The 20127-nt window shown below is 39.0% G+C and carries 13 protein-coding genes; 8 read left to right on the forward strand and 5 right to left on the reverse strand.

Annotated features, from left to right (window positions below):
- Positions 1 to 321: 321 nt before the first annotated feature.
- Together rpoB and BM141_RS05255 are read right to left on the reverse strand one after the other, a co-directional pair.
- On the reverse strand, positions 322 to 4197 hold the full coding sequence (gene rpoB, locus BM141_RS05250) for a DNA-directed RNA polymerase subunit beta (protein WP_091541259.1): 3876 nt from the start codon (positions 4195 to 4197) through the stop codon (positions 322 to 324).
- 131 nt (positions 4198 to 4328) lie between these two features.
- Entirely contained in the window at positions 4329 to 4955 is a 627-nt protein-coding gene (locus BM141_RS05255; RefSeq protein WP_091541263.1) for a M949_RS01915 family surface polysaccharide biosynthesis protein, read from the reverse strand.
- A gap of 259 nt (positions 4956 to 5214) precedes the next feature.
- Between BM141_RS05255 and BM141_RS05260 the strand changes: the two genes are divergently transcribed.
- The 6 genes from BM141_RS05260 (at position 5215) to BM141_RS05285 (ending at position 13070) form a co-directional block, all read left to right on the forward strand.
- On the forward strand, positions 5215 to 8100 hold the full coding sequence (locus tag BM141_RS05260; protein WP_143090806.1) for a triple tyrosine motif-containing protein: 2886 nt from the start codon (positions 5215 to 5217) through the stop codon (positions 8098 to 8100).
- Positions 8101 to 8247: 147 nt separating this feature from the next.
- Entirely contained in the window at positions 8248 to 9663 is a 1416-nt protein-coding gene (gene lpdA / locus BM141_RS05265) for a dihydrolipoyl dehydrogenase (protein ID WP_091541272.1), read from the forward strand.
- 85 nt (positions 9664 to 9748) lie between these two features.
- On the forward strand, positions 9749 to 10828 hold the full coding sequence (pheA, locus tag BM141_RS05270) for a prephenate dehydratase (RefSeq protein WP_091541275.1): 1080 nt from the start codon (positions 9749 to 9751) through the stop codon (positions 10826 to 10828).
- A gap of 58 nt (positions 10829 to 10886) precedes the next feature.
- Positions 10887 to 11741, forward strand: coding sequence for a pantoate--beta-alanine ligase (gene panC / locus BM141_RS05275; RefSeq protein ID WP_091541277.1), 855 nt, complete (start codon positions 10887 to 10889; stop codon positions 11739 to 11741).
- An 11-nt stretch (positions 11742 to 11752) separates the two neighbouring features.
- Positions 11753 to 12100: an aspartate 1-decarboxylase gene (panD, locus tag BM141_RS05280; RefSeq protein WP_091541280.1), complete on the forward strand. Its 348-nt coding sequence runs from the start codon at positions 11753 to 11755 to the stop codon at positions 12098 to 12100.
- Positions 12101 to 12125: 25 nt separating this feature from the next.
- Entirely contained in the window at positions 12126 to 13070 is a 945-nt protein-coding gene (locus tag BM141_RS05285; RefSeq protein ID WP_143090807.1) for a DUF4350 domain-containing protein, read from the forward strand.
- A gap of 12 nt (positions 13071 to 13082) precedes the next feature.
- On the opposite strand, the gene BM141_RS05290 is transcribed toward BM141_RS05285, so the two are convergent.
- Genes BM141_RS05290 through gldG form a run of 3 tightly spaced genes read right to left on the reverse strand, consistent with a single transcriptional unit; the run spans position 13083 to position 17804 of the window.
- A complete protein-coding gene (locus BM141_RS05290) occupies positions 13083 to 13907 on the reverse strand; it encodes a DUF4846 domain-containing protein (protein WP_091541287.1) in 825 nt (274 codons plus the stop codon).
- Positions 13908 to 13940: 33 nt separating this feature from the next.
- Positions 13941 to 16085: a hypothetical protein gene (locus BM141_RS05295; protein ID WP_091541291.1), complete on the reverse strand. Its 2145-nt coding sequence runs from the start codon at positions 16083 to 16085 to the stop codon at positions 13941 to 13943.
- A 33-nt stretch (positions 16086 to 16118) separates the two neighbouring features.
- Positions 16119 to 17804 carry a gliding motility-associated ABC transporter substrate-binding protein GldG gene (gldG, locus tag BM141_RS05300; protein ID WP_091541296.1) on the reverse strand — a complete coding sequence of 562 codons (1686 nt, stop codon included), beginning with the start codon at positions 17802 to 17804 and terminating at the stop codon, positions 16119 to 16121.
- 186 nt (positions 17805 to 17990) lie between these two features.
- Here gldG and BM141_RS05305 point away from each other — a divergent pair, with 186 nt between their 5' ends.
- Both BM141_RS05305 and BM141_RS05310 read left to right on the forward strand, forming a co-directional pair.
- Complete coding sequence (locus BM141_RS05305) at positions 17991 to 18626, forward strand: gluconate 2-dehydrogenase subunit 3 family protein (protein ID WP_317039431.1); 636 nt, start codon at positions 17991 to 17993, stop codon at positions 18624 to 18626.
- 86 nt (positions 18627 to 18712) lie between these two features.
- Positions 18713 to 20125: a DUF4403 family protein gene (locus BM141_RS05310; RefSeq protein WP_091541299.1), complete on the forward strand. Its 1413-nt coding sequence runs from the start codon at positions 18713 to 18715 to the stop codon at positions 20123 to 20125.
- Positions 20126 to 20127 lie beyond the last annotated feature (2 nt).

Here is a 20127-nt window from a genome sequence, read left to right on the forward strand (position 1 = left end):
TTCAGAAAAGGGTGATGATTCCAATTGTATGATGGTATTTTATCTACCGTTATCAATTTGATGAGAAAAGTGTTTTTTTGAATAAAAATCTGTGTTTATCAGCCCAATCCGTATTATCGGTGTTCTATTTTGGAACACTGATGACACAGATTGTACCGATGAGAACGGATTTTTTAAACACATAAAATTATCATACATTTGAAAGCACCACCGAAGTATTACAATCGCATGGGAAAGCACTTTTTTGTATCAGCAAGTACAAAAAAAGCCTGACAAGGAAACTCTTTGCCAGACTTTTTGATAATCAAGTTATGTTCCGCTTTAATCCATAGTTACTTCCAGTGCCAACCCGCGTAACTCGTGAATCAATACATTGAAGGATTCTGGGATATTGGGTTTAGGCATATTCTCACCTTTGACGATGCACTCGTAGGCTTTGGCTCTCCCTACTACGTCATCAGACTTCACGGTGAGGATTTCTTGGAGAATATTTGCTGCGCCGAATGCCTCTAATGCCCACACTTCCATTTCGCCAAAACGCTGACCACCAAACTGCGCCTTACCACCCAGAGGTTGCTGAGTAATAAGTGAGTAAGGTCCGATAGAGCGGGCGTGCATCTTGTCATCTACTAAGTGTCCTAATTTGAGCATGTAGATTACCCCGACGGTAACTTTATTTTCAAACTTATCCCCCGTCAATCCGTCGTAGAGGTCTGTACGTCCCCACTCTGGCAATCCTGCTTCTGCTAACTCTCTTGCTACATCTTCTTCCGTAGCTCCGTCAAAGATAGGCGTAGCATATTTCTTACGCATTTTTAGCCCTGCCCAGCCAAGTACCGTTTCATAAATCTGTCCTAAGTTCATACGCGAAGGTACACCAAGCGGGTTCAGCACTATGTCCACAGGCGTTCCATCTGCCAAGAAAGGCATGTCTTCTTCTCTGACTATCCTTGCTACTACCCCCTTGTTTCCGTGGCGACCAGCCATTTTATCCCCTACTTTTAGCTTGCGTTTCTTTGCGATATATACTTTGGCTAACTGCACGATGCCTGCGGGAAGTTCATCACCTACCTCGAGAGCAAATCTATCTCTCTTGAAGAAGCCGCTAAGCTCATTGCGTTTGTTGATGTAATTTTTTACCATTTCCACCAGCAAGCGGTTTGTTTTCTCGTCATCTGTCCAGTTATCTAAGTTTACATCAGCGATTAGGTTTACTTCTTCTGGTACATTGTAACTACTCTCATCTCTGTAAGGATTTTTAGCAGGGAAAAGGTTAGTTTCTATGTTTTGTCGGTTGAACTTTACTCCTTTCGAGATTAGTTCATCGCCAAACTTATGCTTCACTCCCTTGCTTGTTTTGCCATCAAGGAGGATGGAGAGTTTATCTATCATTTTTTCTCTCAAAGCGTTAAGATTTTTAGCATAGCGTTGTTTTAGCTGTTCTACTTCTCTTTTTGCCTTGATTCTGAGTTCTTTGTCTTTCTTTGGACGTGAGAAGAGTTTGGTATCTATCACCACCCCACGCAAAGAAGGAGGTGCTTTCATAGAAGCATCTTTTACATCTCCTGCTTTGTCCCCAAAGATAGCTCTTAGGAGTTTTTCTTCTGGAGTAGGGTCTGTTTCTCCTTTTGGGGTAATCTTACCTATCAAAATATCTCCTTCTCTTACTTCTGCCCCGACCCTAATGATGCCATGCTCATCTAAGTTTCTTACGGCTTCCTCACTCACGTTAGGGATTTCTGCGGTAAGCTCCTCCTCACCTCGCTTGGTATCTCTTACCTCTAATTCAAATTCTTCTATGTGGATAGAGGTAAAAATATCTTCTTTGACTACTTTTTCAGAAATAACTATGGCATCTTCGAAGTTATACCCTTGCCAAGGCATGAAAGCTACCAGCATATTTCTACCCAGTGCCAGTTCGCCGTTTTGTGTAGCATAGCCTTCACAAAGAACCTGCCCCTTCCTTATTTTCTGCCCCTTGCGGACTATTGGCTTCAAATTGACGCAAGTATCTTGGTTGGTACGGCGGAACTTGGTGAGGTGGTAAGTGAATAATTCGTCTTCGAATCCAACCAATTTTTGGTCATCAGACAAATCGTATTTTATAACGATTTTTTCTGCATCTACATAATGCACTACTCCGTCTTCCTCAGCGGCTATCAAAGTACGCGAGTCCATAGCCACCCTTCTTTCCAGCCCTGTTCCTACTATTGGGGCTTCTGGTCTTAGCAGAGGCACAGCTTGACGTTGCATATTGGACCCCATCAGGGCGCGGTTTGCGTCATCATGCTCTAAGAAAGGAATCAAGGAAGCAGCAACAGAAACAATCTGATTAGGCGCAACATCTATATAAGACAAAGTAGTTGGCTCTACAATTGGGAAGTCGCCTTCATATCTTGCTTTGACTTTATCTACCGTAAAGTTGCCCTCATCGTCTATCATCGCATTTGCCTGAGCGATGTGGTGTCCGTCTTCTTCTTCGGCTGTCAAATAAGTAACTTCCTCATCTAAAGCTACCTTACCGTTTTTAATTACTCTGTATGGAGTTTCTATGAAACCCATTCCATTTACTTTGGCATGAACGCAAAGTGAGGAGATTAAACCAATGTTGGGACCTTCTGGGGTTTCAATCGTACAAAGACGACCGTAGTGGGTATAGTGAACGTCCCTTACTTCAAAGCCTGCACGCTCTCTGGACAAGCCACCAGGACCTAAAGCTGACATTCTGCGCTTGTGCGTAATCTCCGCCAAAGGATTGGTTTGGTCCATGAATTGAGAAAGCTGATTTGTACCAAAGAAAGAGTTAATGACCGAAGAAAGAGTACGGGCATTAATCAAGTCCACAGGCTTAAAGTCCTCATTGTCGCGCACATTCATTCTTTCTTTGATAGTACGTGCCATACGCGCCAGACCTACGGCAAACTGACCGTACAACTGCTCCCCTACGGTGCGTACCCTACGGTTGCTCAAGTGGTCTATGTCATCAACTACCGCTCTGGAGTTGATAAGGGTAATCAAATACTTAATAATTTCTATAATGTCTTCCTTAGTCAATACCCTTACTTCCATAGGAATACTAAGACTCAACTTTTTGTTGATTCTGTAGCGTCCTACCTCGCCCAAATCATAACGTTTGTCGCTAAAGAACAAACTTTGGATAATTTCGCGGGCTGTTTGCTCATCTGGGGCTTCTGTATTACGCAACTGCCTGTAAATCTGCTCTACAGCTTCTTTTTCAGAGTTGGAATTGTCTTTTTGTAACGTATTGTAGATAATAGCGTAATCGGTAATATTGATGTCTTCTCTATGAAGGATAATAGTATCTACACCTGCCTCTATGATGGTGTCTATGTCCTCTTCTTCGATGATGTGGTCGCGTTCCAACATGATTTCATTTCTTGGAATTGTTACTACCTCACCGGTATCCTCATCTACAAAATCTTCCATCCAAGTTCTCAATACTCTTGCGGCTAATTTTCTGCCAATAGCTACATTTTTGAGGTTGCTTCGGGTAGCCTCTATTTCTTCTGATAGTTGGAAAATATCCAAAATTTCTTTGTCAGAGCCATAGCCTATTGCTCTTAACAGGGTAGTAACTGGGAACTTCTTTTTACGGTCTATGTAAGCATACATCACGTTGTTTACGTCAGTAGCAAACTCTATCCAAGAACCTTTGAAAGGGATAATACGAGCAGAATACAGCTTTGTACCGTTAGTATGCTTGCTTTGAGCAAAGAATACGCCCGGTGAACGGTGTAGCTGGGAAACGACTACCCTTTCTGCACCGTTGATAACAAAAGAACCGCGCGTAGTCATGTATGGGATATTTCCTAAGAATACCTCCTGCTCAATGGTTTCGAAGTCTTCGTTATCTTCATCATTGCAAGAGAGGCGTAACTTTGCCTTTAGAGGAACAGAATAAGTTAGCCCTCTATCTATACACTCGTCCATAGTGTACTTGGGAGGGTCTATCATGTAGTCGATAAATTCCAAAACAAAGTTTTCTCTCGAGTCAGAAATAGGAAAGTTCTCCGCAAATACTTTGAACAAACCTTCGTCTTTCCTTTTCTCCGCAGGTGTATCTAATTGGAAAAAGTCCCTAAAAGACTGAACTTGCACATCTAAGAAATCTGGATAGGGAATCGTGTGCTTAATGGAAGCAAAGGAGTATCTTCCGTCGACTAATTTTGGTTCCAAGTTATTGATATTTATTTAGTTAAATTCTGGCAATATATTTGATAGGGTACATGCCCAAATCAAATCGCAAAATTAGAGATTATTTATGGAATTTCAAAACTTTTTGAGCTGTTAAATTTTTAAAATATTTTTTAAAATTCTTTTTCAAATCCTTTCCACTTTTTTTGGGCATATTCTCTGAAAACTTGGAGTCCATTTTTAAAGTTTGCGTCCATGTTCATCTCTCCCCCATACGATTCGTCTCCCATGACTATTTTGCAGGTGCCACGAACAGCATATTTTTTATCGCCTTCATACATAATAAGTTTCATTGTACTCGGGCTTACGTCGCCCCTACAAGCTAAGCGGTACATCAACCAAGTTTCTGCGATGCCATTTCCATCTAAGTCAGTTACAGACAAAGCATCTGTTAGAAAAGTAGTAGTAATATCCAAGATACACTGACGAACAAAATCTGTAACTTTCCACAGAAGCTGATAAGTTCCTCCTTTTTTCACATAGAGATAAGCATACAACTCCGCATCGTAGTAATCATCTTCTCCCTTACGTTTTTGGCTTAAAAAAGGAGCAATTTCTGTTAGTACGAGCATATTATCCCCATTTTTATCTGTCCAACTGAGCGATTTGACTACTTTACCTTTGTAGGCATTGGCAGGTAAATCGGTAAGTTTGGCTTCCTGCGTTTTGATTTGAGCAAAACAATGTGAGATTGTCAAAATTAGCATAAGCACACATAAAACAGGGAATAATTTTTTCATAGGTATATCAATTTAATGTCAAGTAATCGTGAAAATTACTATTTTTCTCCAAGAAAAACAGCATTATTTTTATAAATCTTTTCATTTCTTGACGATTCTTACATACAAACAATATAATATTTTTGACATATACCAACTATTTTCCTTATATTGCGTTATGTTTGTGTAAGCTACTGTAAATGAGTAAGCTGTTTCCCAAAAAGTTTCCCTTATTAATCTTATTTATTCTTAGTTTAGTACAATTTTAAACTTTTGTATAGTGAAAAGAATTGGATTATTAGTCATAGTGCTGTTCTCGGTTTATTCGACCTTATTGGCACAGTCAGGAAACTTTTATCTCAGTCATTTCCAACATAATATTGATAACATTGATAACCAAAATCGTGCAATTTTACAGGACAATTTGGGGGTGATTTATGCTGCTAATCGCAAAGGCATACTGCGGTTTGACGGAGCGAACTGGGACATTATTTTCTCTCTGGCTTCGGTCTATTCCCTTGATTTAGATAAGAATACCAATATAGTATATGTAGGGGCAAAAAATGATTTTGGCTACATTAGTCGTCTTTCTACTGGGAGAGAGATTTACCAATCTATTAAAGACACTACCTATACAAATACGGATTTTGATAAGACGATTGTTTGGGAAAACAGTGTTTATTTCTATGGGAATGGTAATTTGATACAGTATGATATTCCGACAAAAAAGATTGTAAATAAGTGGAAAAAAATAGATAAGAAGCCAATTACTTCTTTTTTTACTGCCGAGAATAAACTTTATGTAGAAGTGGCTGATAAAGGTATTTATCTTTTTGATGGCAGCCAATTTAGGCAGCTTTACGTGCAGTTACCCAATAAAGATAAAACCATTGCCGCAAGAGAATTGCCTGAAGAGCAGGGTATTGTACTGATTACCTTGGCGGGTAAACTCTATCGTTTCTATGGGAATACCTTGATGCCTTTTGGAGTAGATGAGTTAGAATATTTGGAAAAAAGCCAAGTTTCAGATGCTTTGGTACTAAATGATAGCTTAATGATATTTTCTACTATGCGTGGTGGTTGTGTAGTGGTCAATTATCAACAGGGCAAAGTAGTCCAATTTGTAAATTATCAAAGTGGATTGCCCGATGAGGATATTTTAGCGATTGCCAAAGACAAAAGCAAAGGAATATGGATAGCCCACCGCTACGGTTTGTCAAGGTTAGATTATGGCTTGCCTATTCGTGATTTTTCCCAATTTGGTGGTTTAGAGGGGCATATCTTGGCGGTTCAACCTTTTCAAGACGTGTTATACGTAGCTACGAGTACGGGAGTATTTTATTTGGACGAAATCAAAAAATACAATGAAACCACAGAAAAAGTATCAGTTTTAGTAAAAACTAACAAGAGTAAGAATACATCTAACATCAATTTAGCAAATACGAGCATTACTAATACTTCTTCTCAAGTAACTGTAAATAAACCAGTTAGCAATGAAAGTTCTACTTCCAACGAAACCATAGATATTTCGCTTCCTACTACCAAAATAGAAGAAACCGAAGTTGTCAATCCAAATGTAAAAGTAAGAGAGAAACCTAAAGTCAGCTATCGTAGGAGAATAATAGAAAAGAAATTTATTGATATTAAGTCTATTAGATACTTGTTTAAGCGAGTAGAAGGCATAGAGGGTAAGTGCGATAGATTTATTATCATAGGTAACACCCTTTTGGCAAGTGGAAGTGCAGGTTTATTTCTAATTGGGGACAAAAAAGAGGAAGTAGAAGAAAAACCCAAAGCCAAAAGGCGAAAAGTAGTACGCAAAGTAGAATCCAAAGTAGCTACAAAAACTAAGAATAAAAAAGCCATTACCCTTAGTAGTGAGCCTATACTGTATGCCGTCAAAGCAGCAAAAAAGAAAGTCATCTATGCTACTACTGACGAGGGCAGGCTGGTTATGCTCAACATGATTGATAAAAAAGTACGCAACTTGGTCAAGTTTAACGACGAGATAGACAGAATTACTGAGGACAGCAAAGGAAATCTCTGGGTGTGCGGTAGCGATTTTATTTACAAAGTGGAACTAAAGAGAAAGAAACCTAAAGTAAATTCGTTCCCAGTAGAAAATGAGTATAATGACCAAATCATTCCTTTGAAAGCCTACAATAGAATGTATTTTATTCTTTCCTCAGCAGCTTATTATTTCAATGAACAAAAAAGTGAAATAGTAAGAGATAGCATTATGATAAGGCAAATCAACCCCAAAGCTGAGTTTATTAGCTATGATGAGAAAATCTTATGGACAAAATATAAAAATAATTGGAATGTATTTGGCGACATTCAGTTCCAAAAAGAAAATTTGACCCTTTTTAAGTTATTAGAAAATATTGAAAACATCATTCCCGACAAAGATGGTATGCACTTTTGGCTCATTACTCGCAATAATGGTTTGTTTAAGTTTGATGCCACTATAGATTTCCAATTTGCTCAGGACTACGGCTTGCTTATCAACTTTATCAAAAACAAGCAGGGGAGTTTGATTAATTTACAAAATAGCTTTCAAGTAGATTACAACAACAATGCCCTCACTTTTTCGCTTACTACTCCTGAATACCTCAAAGGAGGAATGGTAGAATATCAGTATATCTTAGAAGGGAATATGAAAAAATGGTCAGACTGGACACCGAACGGCAACTTTGCTTTCCCAGTGTTAGGAAGTGGCAAATATACTCTGAAGGTGCGTAGTCGCAATGTATTTGGCAATATTGTGGAAACCGCACCCTTTGTCTTTACAGTAAACCTCCCTTATTGGCAAACGTTCTGGTTCAATGCTATAGAAGTAAGTATATTAATTATTTTACTCATTGCCGCCAGTCTCATTAATCGCTACTTTAAGCATGAAAATCGCCTTTGGGCTATTGGGAAAAGAGTAGTTACTATGCTTACCTTAGTCGTTTGTATAGAGTTTTTGCAAACCATTCTTCAGGGCTACATAGATATAAATGGCTCTCCTGTCAAAGATTTTATTGTGGAAGTTTCCTTAGCTTTAACTTTGCTACCCTTAGAATGGGTATTGATGAAGATGATTACCGCCCAATTCAAGAAAAAGAAAATCAAGACTATCGCCAAAAGTGATATTGCCGAGTCAGGGAATATACAAACCGCTTAGTTATTTTTTAGCTCTATCCAAGTTGATTTATTGCTATACTCAAAAAGTATAGATACCAAAATATTTCCTTATGGATTGCTTTTTTTACAATCATTAGTATTAGTTTTACGCAAGTATTAGACTTGTAAAAATAACACCATAGCCATTATGAAATACGATGTAACAGTCATAGGGTCAGGACCGGGCGGCTATATTGCTGCTATCCGCTGCGCCCAACTTGGATTGAAAACTGCTATCATAGAAAAATATAATACCTTAGGAGGCACTTGTTTGAATGTGGGTTGTATTCCTTCTAAGGCACTATTGGACTCTTCCGAGCATTACCACAATGCTGCTCATACCTTTAAGATTCATGGTATAGAACTGAAAGACCTCAAAGTAAACCTTCCACAAATGATTCAACGCAAGCGTGAGGTAGTCAAGCAAACTTGTGATGGCATTGTTTACTTAATGAAAAAAAATAAAATAGATGTTTACTACGGTCTTGGGAGCTTTGTAGATAAAAATACCATTCAGATTACGCCAACTAAAAACCAAGCCGAAGGAGGAGAAACTAAGCAAATTCAGACAGACAAAACTATTATTGCTACAGGCTCAAAACCTATTATACTGCCTTCCGTGCCGTATGATAAAAAGCGCATCATTACCTCTACCGAAGCCTTAGAACTCCAAGAAGTGCCTAAGCACCTCATTATTATTGGAGGCGGAGTAATCGGTATGGAGATAGGCTCGGTCTATGGTCGTATGGGAGCAAAAGTTACCGTGATTGAATTTTTGGACTCTTTGATTCCTACTATGGACAGAACTATGGGCAAGGAGTTGCAAAAGGTCTTAGCCAAATTGGGCTTCGATTTTTATTTCAAACACAAGGTTACAGGGGCGAGCGTCAAAGGGAATACAGTAACGGTAACGGCAGAGAACGACAAAGGCGAAACGGTCAATTTTGAAGGGGATTATTGCTTACTTTCTATCGGAAGACGACCTTATACCGAAGGGTTGGGCTTGGAAAAAGTGGGTATAAAAGTGGACAATAAAGGCAGGATAGAAGTAAATGACCACTTGGAAACTAATGTCAAAGGGATTTATGCGATTGGGGACGTAGTCAGGGGGGCGATGTTAGCACACAAAGCAGAAGAAGAGGGGGTAATAGTCGCCGAGCAGATTGCTGGGCAAAAGCCTCATATCAACTATTTACTTATTCCCAATGTAGTTTATACTTGGCCTGAAGTAGCCGCTGTAGGCTATACAGAAGAAGAATTGAAAGCCAATGGTAGAAAATATAAAACAGGAACTTTCCCTTTCAAGGCTCTGGGGCGTGCAAGAGCAAGCATGGACTTAGACGGCTTAGTAAAAGTCTTGGCAGATGCTACCACAGACGAAATACTGGGCGTACATATCATCGGACCAAGGGCGGCAGACATGATAGGCGAGGCAGTAGTCGCTATGGAGTACAGAGCCTCCGCAGAAGATATTTCACGCATTAGCCATGCTCACCCAACCTTTATGGAAGCCCTCAAAGAGGCTTGCTTGGCAGCTACAGGTGGTAGGGCTTTGAATATGTAAGTATTCCCAAATCTGTCAGGTCTTGAAAACCTGACAGGTTCTAAGTAAATTTTTTTAGTATCATTTGAAATGTGCGTATTTTTCCATGAACGAACAACTCAACGAACTCCGCAATCGAATTGATAATATTGATAATCAATTACTTGAACTGCTCAACCAGCGCATGGAGGTTATCAAAGAAGTCGGAAAGCTCAAGCGCATCAACAATGCCATTATTTACAGACCTGAGCGAGAAAAATCTATTCTTGACCGTCTGAACAACTTAAATAAGGGCTTAATGACCGCACCAGCGATAGAGGCTATTTTTTTAGAGATTTTTGCCGTCAGCCGTAACTACGAACTTCCTGAACGCATTGCCTATCTGGGTCCTGAGGGGAGTTTTTCCCACCAAGCCGCCGAGAGTCGCTTTGGCTCGCTAAGTGATTATGTGGCATTGGCTACTATCAAGTCCGTGTTTGAGAGCGTTTCTACAAAAAGGGTCAGGTTTGGAGTTGTTCCTATGGAAAATAACCAAGAAGGCTCAGTCAAGGAAACAATAGATATGCTCAAGACCTCTGATGTGAAGATAGTCGCTGAAATTCCTATGAATATTCACTTCACTTTTGCTTCTATGGAAGACCGACTACACCGCATCAAGAAAATTTATTCCAAAGACATTGCCTTTCGCCAGTGCCAAAAGTTCATAGATGAATATTTCAGCAGAGATGACGTACAGTTTATCCCTGTGGAGTCCACCTCCCAAGCGGCAAAGTTAGCCTCCCAAGAGGCAGGTGCGGCGGCTATATGTTCCCAAGTTGCGGCAAAAATATATCATTTACCTTTACTCTTTGAAAATATAGAAGATAGCAACTTCAATCGCACTCGCTTCCTCATTATTAGTAAAGATTTTGAAAATCAGCTAAGTAGTGGTTGTAAAACCTCTCTCATTGCTCAAATTCCTCATGATACCGAAGCGGGAAGTTTGGCAAGACTGCTGGAGGATTTTGGCAAGGCGGAAATCAACTTGACCAAAATAGAAAGCCACCCCTCAAAAGAGGCAGCAAAGTTTAGCTATTGGTTTCTTATAGAGTTTGATGGACACTGCCAAGACGAGAAAGTGCAACCTATTTTGGAGAAAAATAAGGAATTTGTAAAAGTTTTAGGAAGTTATGTGAAACTGTGCTAAGGGAAAGAACTAACTTTGCTCAACAATTAATTTCTGATGAAAGTTAGTTTTCTTTTTTATGCTTGTTTGTACAACTATTCCACAAATCAGGTCAGCTTTACAAGCGCACTATCCTGAAAAAAGTATTGGATTAGTGCCTACCATGGGTGCGTTGCACGAAGGGCATCTCTCGCTGATTCGGGCTTCTAAGCAGGAGAATGACTTGACTGTTTGCAGTATTTTTGTCAATCCAACGCAGTTTAACAATCCAGAAGATTTGCTCAAATATCCAAGAGTATTAGCACAAGATTTGGAAATGCTCGAGAAAGTAGGCTGTGATTATGTTTTCGCTCCAGAGGAAACCGAGATGTATCCGCAGCCACTCAGTTTAGGGATAGATTTTGGAGATTTGGAAAGAACGTTGGAAGGAACGCATCGTCCTGGACATTTTAAGGGAGTAGGCGTAGTAGTAGCCAAACTTTTTAACATCATTCTGCCTCAAAGAGCCTATTTTGGACAGAAAGACCTACAACAATTTTTGATAATCACACAATTAGTTCAACAACTAAATTTTAATATACAGCTCAAATCTTGCCCAATCATCAGAGAAAAAGACGGTTTGGCAATGTCTTCGCGCAATCGCCGTTTGAACGAGGCAGAAAGACAAGTCGCCCCAAAAATTTATGAAGCCTTGAAATTGGCGGAGAATGCGTTGAAAAGTCATGCTTCAGTCGAGACTGCCAAAAAGACAGCCTTACAACTTTTGAACGATTTTAGCGTATTCGAAGTTGAATATTTGGAAATTGTAGGTGCGGAAAATCTGGTACCACTTCCGCCAAGTATGAAAGTGGAAGAATTTGGAAAACCTATTGCTGTTTGTACCGCAGTAAAATTGGGCGATATTCGCTTGATAGACAATATTTTAATTCCTTAACCTTTAATTAAATGTGGATTAATATTTTAAAATCAAAAATTCATAGAGCCAAAGTAACACAAGCCGAACTCAACTATGTGGGGAGCATCACCATAGATAAGGACTTATTAGATGCCGCAAATATGATAGCAGGAGAAAAAGTGCAAATCGTTAATAACAACAATGGCGAACGATTTGAAACCTATATCATTGAAGGAGAAAGAGGTAGCGGTCAAGTCTGCCTCAATGGTGCTGCAGCGCGCAAGGTGCAAGTGGGGGATATCATCATCATTATGTCGTATGCCATGATGGATTTTGAACAAGCCAAGACCTTCAAACCTTGGGTGATTTTTCCCGATGAGAATAACAAAGTCATATAAAACTTAGCAAATAAGCCTATTTTCAATGAGCCTATTTTTTAGAATGTTTTTTATTAGCCGCTTGGCAGTTTTGTTTATTTTTTCTTTTAATGCTAATGCACAAAAAATCAAAATTTTATTTGATGCTACCAAAGCACAAACTGCGGGAAATGCAGACTGGGTGATAGACTCTGACCAGTTTGACTTGGACTTGGGTGGGAAACGCAAACAGTCTAACCCTCAGCGATTTCCTACGCCTCCTGCCTCGCAAGTAAAGCCTAATACGCCTGAAAATTTTTGGAAAGGGGGACTTTCTGCTTGGGGAATAGAGTTGGTCAAGCGTGGTTATGAGGTAGAAACCCTACCTGCTTATGCAAGCATTACTTACAACAGCAAGAAAAATCCACAAGATTTAGCTAATTATCAAGTATTTGTCGTTTGCGAGCCTAATATTAGATTTTCTAAAAGCGAGCAGGAAGCATTGATTAATTTTGTAAAAAATGGAGGAGGTTTGTTTATCATTGCTGACCATGCTGATTCTGATAGGAACAACGACGGTTGTGATTCGCCTTGTGTTTGGAATGAGTTTTTTAAAAATTACAATTACCCTTTTGGGATAGAATTTGCCTTAGACAATATCAAAGAGGTAGCTACTAATATTGCCGATGAACAAGCCTTTACTCATGGAGCAGCAGGGAAAGTACGCAGCCTCAAATTTAGTAATGGGGCAAGTATCAAAATCCGAGATAATAAAGTAGCCAAAGGGGTAATCTATCAAAATAGCTCTAAGAAAGGGAGTAGTAGTGGGGTACTTTTTACCTATGCTACTTATGGAAGCGGTCGCATCGTGGCTTTGGGAGATAGCTCTCCCGCAGATGACGGCACAGGCGACATCAAAGATAAACTTTGGCAAGGCTGGGAAGAGGAGCAGGGAAGCCATAAAAACCTGATAATGAATGCGACTATTTGGTTGGCAAAAAGAGAAAAATAGCATAAAAAATTCTTAATCTACAAACCTTTTCAAATGCTTTTTCTCGAAAGTCCATTCTGGCGTAACTAATTCATTAGCAAAATGAATATTATACCAAGGGCTTAACTTTTCATCATTGGGATTGATAAGTACTTGAATATCTTGGGCAGGCATATAGCTTTGAGCAAGAAGGAAGATTTTTTCTTGGGTTTGTGGGTTTTCTGCTATATCCAATACGATGACCGCATGTCCGGGACTACCTCCCTTGATGAAAACATCGCCGATTTGCAGTTGGCTGATGTTTTTGACTGCTTGCATTTCCCCATCCAGCGACCAAGTACCCGCATAAGTAAATACCAAATCTAAATACCTGCGAAAGTTGGTATATGAAGTGTCTTTTTGCGCTGACTTTACCCAACTGACCTTGTTTCCTTTGATGACAGCCCTGTAGCCTTCTGCGTACTTGGTATAGTCTGCTCCATCACCACTGGTAAAATTAAAGTGAATTTTGCTAAATTGCTGATTTTTAAATAAATACTCAGCTCTAAGCCGAATGATAGCATCGGCGCACTGTTGGAGGTCTTTCGTGCCTATTTCCATATCGATTACTCCACAATAAACTCCTTCTTTGTTTTTAATGCTCCCGTTGTAAAACTTAACCATAGTGCCATGAGGCTTCAAAGGCAAATTACGCAAATATGCTCCAAAGGAATTTTCTGCTACCTTGCTGCGCTGAAAGCCCGTAGGAAGTAAAAAACGCTCCTGAATCGTTTTCCCTTCTTTTGCGATGTAGCTGTCCTGTGCCAAAGAAAGAGAAAAAAACAAGGCAAATATAGTGAAACAGGTGATATTTTTCATAAGGCAAAGTGTTTTGATAGTTGTATTTGCTCATCATAAACTTACGCGAATACCCGGTCCTAACAGGTAAAACCACCTCTCTTGCTTTATTAAGTAGCCAAAACCTAAAAATAGAGGAAAACTTAGCTTGGCATCTCGCCTTGTAGGATATACAGAGCCAATGACCACTAAACTCAAATCGCGATTAGTATTGTTATCTCTCAGATTGAACGCATCTAAAGCCAATGCCCCAACCCCTATGCGATAAGGTCTGAGTTGGGCAATTTTATTAGGTCGGTAAAATTTGAATTGGGCAATCGCTGCTATGCTTATCCCCCCCAAAGGTCCGAAGTTATCATCTCCAATTTTTTTAGTTAGCAGACCTGCTGGGAAAGAAACGTCTATGTCAAAATTGGAATGTTTAGCCAAGATGATTTCTATTCTATGCGTAAATCCGCTTCCTCCATGCTCGTCTGTTTTATGCTTGATAGTCAGTTCTATACGACTCCAATCTTCCAATTCATGGGTTTTCCGACTGATATGGTTATTGAGATTGATGTCATTGATATTGCAGTCTTTTTTGTCATAAAAAGCGTAGCGTGGTGAGTTATCCGCAGGGCATACAACGATTCGCGGAATAGAGGTAAGCTCAATAAGTTGGCGATTGGCGTTAGTAATTTTTATATCAATGCTAATGATTTGCTTTCCAAAAATTCTGTTGTCTTTGTCTATCAATTCAGGGTGGAAAGAAAAAACGATGCTGGGAACAGTTTTGTAATACAAGATAGGCTGATGAATTTTGGACAGCTCTACTGCCCCATCGCCAAAGTCTATGTCTATAAAATTAAACTCATGTGGTTTTTGGTATTCCCTGATAGTCAGAGCGTAAGAAGTCGGTTGGTTGTTGTTATAAATCACCACTCTGCGTTTGGCTATATTCAGTGGGATTCTTAACTTAAAAATTTGTACTCGTTCTGTTTTGACTACGGAGTCAGTCCTGATTTCTGACAAGCCGTCAAAACGAAAATTGGCTTTGTTAAGGGATTCTCCCTCTATGCGAATTTCTATGTTCTCCCCTGCAAACGCTGACAAATCTCCCGACCAGTCCCCTCCTTCTTTCATCATGCTGACTTTATCTATACGCATTTTGGGGATAATATCAAAGTTAGTGATAAAGAGGGCTTTATCTCCTTCTTTGAGATACAAATAACCATCAGTAGTACGATGCAGGGCATACAAACGCAAGACAGCCAAGACCTTATTGGTGCTTAGTTTACTTTTAGTAAAAAGTTCTCCAACCAAGTAGCCTCCTGCTTCTTCCTGTTTTTCAATACGGTAAGTCCTTCGCATCTGCAATTTATGATGATGTTCTATTTGAATTTCTATGCCTGTCTGTAGGTTATCCTCTAAGGTAATGTCCTTTTTATCTACTTCCAGAAAAGCCAAACGTCCTTGCTTGACTTTGAATACATTGTCTATGAGTGGAATAGAAAAGCCAATTTTTCCATTTTCTAAGGAAGCCTTATTAGTGGATAGACTTAATCGGAGTAAATGGTCTTTCTCTTCGTTAGGAAAAAGATGTAAAAAAATTTTGCCATTGCGTTCGCTGACTTTGTAATTAATTGGCTCGTTTTCAGTCCAAGTATTATTAGCAATAATGAGTTGAGGTTTATTGACCTCTATTTCATATACTTTTTCTTCACCTATGAATAGTTCATCATCTTTGATATTCAATTTTGCTCGGATATTGGTGAAAGGTAATAAGCGAATCTGTTGCACATTTTCCTTATGCAATCCTCTATCCCCTTCATTTTCAATAAGAAAGCTAAAAAGTAAAAAATTACTTTGGTCTAAGTTAATAAAACGAACTTTGAAGCGGTAATACTCCTCTTTTTGAGCAATATCTCCTATTTTGACCATAGAGTCTAAAAGTTCGTAGTCTGCGGAAGGTAAAAGATAGATTTTCTTGATGATTTGGGAATGATAAGGATATAATTCTACCTCAGCAATGGATTCACTTTTTTCATATTGAAAGTATAAATGCTTGGCGGATTGAAAGTTGATAGTATTCTCTGACCAAGTATAGACGGAAGTATCTATCCTCACCACCATTTCTTTGAAAGCAAAAGAGCTTTTTATTTGTGAAAAAGATAGATTTGACAAACAAATCAGCATGAAAAAGAAAAACAGTTTTTTCATTTCTTATAGAATTACGTGCTAATAAAATCCTATCTACTCTACTTCTTCCTTCACTTCATATTTCTTTTTTCTCCACCAAAATCTCAATATTCCAAAGCCGATGATGACGACTATGGGTAGAACTAAGTTAAGCATTTGCCAAAAAAACTTCTCTTCCTGAATCCTGAATTTGTCCAAAGGTCTAAGAGTAATCTCTTTGTTACGAGAATCTATCACTCCTTTTTCATCTATCAAATATGCCAAAGCATTCATTACAAAGTCTTTGTTAGAAAAAGTTTGCTGAGAAAGCGGGTCGTAGCCGAGCGGCAAGGGCTGCCCGTTGCGCCTATCTATCTCATTGCGGGGAATATCTCCGTCAGAAAATACGATAATTTTTGTCGGCTCACTTTCTTGCTTTACCGTCTTGTTTTCTGCGCTATCAGGAGCAAAACGATTTTTATACAAAGAGGTGAACCTACCCTCCAATAAGTAGCATATAGGCAGATGAGATTGGGTAAAAAGTTCAGGTTTCAAGTCAGTTTTCAATTCTTCTAAACTTACCACATTGGGCATATTTCGTATGCGTGAGTATTGATTAGTCAAAAGTAAAGGCGTTTTTACCACATTGGGTGTTTTAATGGTATCTATCGTACTAAGAAAACGAGAATAAATGCCATTGAGATTTTTAGTAATGGGCATTCGCTTAAAGCGATTGATAATCACATAATAAGGCCAAGGCACTCCTCGCAAATTGGGCTTGTCGCCAAACTGCCCTACATTGACCAGAATCCTGCCCATTTCCGTATCTTGGACGAGGTTTAGGTTAATCCTGATGCCATATTTGAAAAGCATATCGTTGAGATTCAAGTCATAGCCAAAAGCATACGCTCCCCCTTTGGAGATACTGTCCAAATTCATCTGTATAGCATCTATGAAAAACAATGCCTTTCCACCCTTCATGATGTATTGGTCTAACTTGTATTTTTCTAATTCAGAAAAGCGTTTTTTGGGCTGTGCAATCATGACCGCATCATAGCCGTCTAAGTTATTTTCTGCTAAATTGAGCCTATCCACTACATAAAACTCATCTAAGGAAGTAGTCAAGTCTGCCATATCTATAGGGCGAAGCTCGTCATGCCCTTCTATAATAGCAATACTTGGCTTTTGCTTGATAGTCAGCTTTTTAATAGCATTGATGAGTTCGTATTCTACGTTTTCTATGGACTGGTTCAACTGCTCCATAGGCGTAGCGGCAGTATTTCCTTTCAAGAGTAGTACGGGGGTTTCTTTGCTTTTATAAGAAATCAAAGCAGAAGGGAAAATGATTTTTTCTACTTTTTTCCCATTGACCGTTTCAAAAAGGTTAGTGGGTTGTATGCCCTTGCCCATAAGTTGTTGGTAGAAAGCCCTGCGGTCTTGCTCGCTACTTGCTTGGTCGGGATTGACAAACTTGTATTGGATTTTATTGTTGCTGTAAATCACAAACTCGTCTAAGTTTTCTCTGATAGAGTTTTGCAGTCTTTTAAAACCCGCATTGAGTTCGCCGTCCAAATACACTTCTACAAATACTTGGTCGTCTAATTCGCTGAGCAGTTTTTTAGTAGGTGTTGAAATGGTAAATCTTTTTTCTTCGGTGAGGTCAAGGCGAAAAAAATACCTGCTTGCATAGATATTGAGCAAGACAATGAATAGAAACAAAGCAATAAATTGTAAAATATCTTCCCACTTTTTAGTCTGCATGGAGTACTATAGATTAAGCATAAGTAAAAATATATGCACAAAGTTAAGAAACACAAGCATTAGTTTGATATAAAACTCCAACTTAAAAATATTTTATCTTTCCCCAATGCACAGTATTTTAAAAAGTTTTATACCTTTGAGTAAAAGAACAAAAATTACTCTAAGCAATCATAATTACTTTACTCTATGGCAAAAATATCAAGACGCGATTCGTTAAAGGCTTTGGCTGTCAGTGGCTTAGGCGCAGGTGTTCTCGTAGGGTGCGATGACAAGAAAGCAGAAGAAAATGCACAGGTAGGGGGGCATGACCATTCTCACGCTGCACAAAATACAGGATTAAATGAGCGCGACCAAAAACTCATGCAACAAAAATTTTTTACAGAGCATGAGCGCAAGACAGTGAAAGTATTGGCAGACATCATTATTCCCAAAGACGAAAGGTCGGGGAGTGCCTCTGAGGCTGGCGTGCCAGAGTTCATAGAGTTTATGATGATAGACCAACCCCAACAGCAACTCACCGTAAGAGGGGGCTTGAAATGGCTGGACATACAATGCCATAAGAGATTCCAAAAGAACTTTATTGATTGTGCTGAAAATCAACAGTTTGAGATGTTAGATGAGATTGCCTACCCCGAGGTAGCCAAGCCAGAGATGAGCCAAGGCGTAGCTTTTTTTACGCATTTTCGCGGCTTAGTAGCCTCAGGCTTTTGGTCAAGTAAAATAGGCATGAAAGACATAGGCTTCATGGGCAATGTGGCTAACGTCTGGACGGGTGCCCCTAAAGAATTTTTAGACAAGTTAGGCGTAAGCTATGAATTATAAGCGAATTGCCTTTCTCTCCTTAATTTTTTCATTTTTCACGCTAATTGAGATTGATTTTCGTTATCTTTAAAAGAAAATCCTTGCCTATGAAACTCAATCTCTCATTTTACCAAGCGAAGTATTGCCTAATTTTGGGTATATTTCTCATTCCAAGCTGTTCCCAACTCAAACCCGACGAGCCTGAAAAACTGCCCTTTGACCCACCTATCCAAGCAGAAATGTCTTACATTGCTACACCTATTGCATTGGAAATAGGCACATTGAGGGAAAAAGTCAATTCCTCTCTCAAAGAGGTAATTGTCAATGATGAAAGCTATGAAAACAATAATCGCGACAATTTGAAACTCAAAATTGTAAGAATGGGTAAGATAAATTTGCAGATGCAAGGCAATGAACTATCTTATTCTGCTCCTTTGAAAATCTATGCTGACAAACGTTTTGAAACCAAAATCTTAGGCAAACAACTGCAAAAAAGTCAGGCACTTACTTTCTCCCTCATCGCTAAGTTCAAAAGTAAAGTAGATATTGGGCAAGATTGGAAATTGCAAAGCAAGACTACTTTCCAAGGCATAGAATGGATAGAAAAACCCAAACTGAGCCTACTTTCTATCAATTTTGATTTGACAAAATTGATAGAGAAAATTCTTTTACAAGAAGCCCCACACATAGAACAAATGATTGATAACTTGGCACATGACCAACTGCATTTGGACAAAGAAATCCTGCACATATGGACGGAATTGCAAAAACCTATTCTCATTAATCGACAGCATAAAAAAGTTTGGATTAAAGCACAACCTATGGAGTTCACTGCAAGCCACATACGTAGCGATGGGTATCACATTCTTATTGACGGTAAAATTGGGGCAATGGTAGAAACTATTTTTGGCGACCACCCTACTTACGAAATCATAGAGAAACTGCCTCCTCTCCAGCGAGCCAACGAAATTCCTAATCATTGCGATTTGAATGCCGTCAATCACATTCACTACGCAGACATCAATGAAATATTGACTAAGGAGTTGGCAGAGAAAGAGTTGAACATAGAAGGGCATACATTAAAAATTAAAAATATACGCATCTTTGGCAATGGTAGCTTTATCGTATTGCGGGTGGACGTAAAAGGCGATGCCAACGGCACTGTTTTTCTCAAAGGTAAACCAAGCTATACAGATGACGAGGAGCAAACTATTCATATTCAAGACTTTGATTTTGATATACATACAGAGGAAGCACTTTTACAAACGGCAGATTGGCTACTGCACGATACTTTTAAAAGCCTTATCCAAGAAAAGCTACATTTTCCTTTGAAAAAACAAGTAGAAAAAATCCCTTCGCTTATTTATGAAGGCATAGCCAAAGGCAAAGTAGGGAAAAAAATAGAACTTCAATTAGAAAATATGCAACTGAAACCCAAGCAAATCGCTATACACGAAGACGGCATTGCTATTATGATAAACATGAAAACTAATTTGCAGTTGAAATTGAAGCATTTGTAATT

Origin of the sequence: Thermoflexibacter ruber, from assembly GCF_900113045.1 — a bacterium.
GTDB classification, from domain to species: domain Bacteria; phylum Bacteroidota; class Bacteroidia; order Cytophagales; family Thermoflexibacteraceae; genus Thermoflexibacter; species Thermoflexibacter ruber.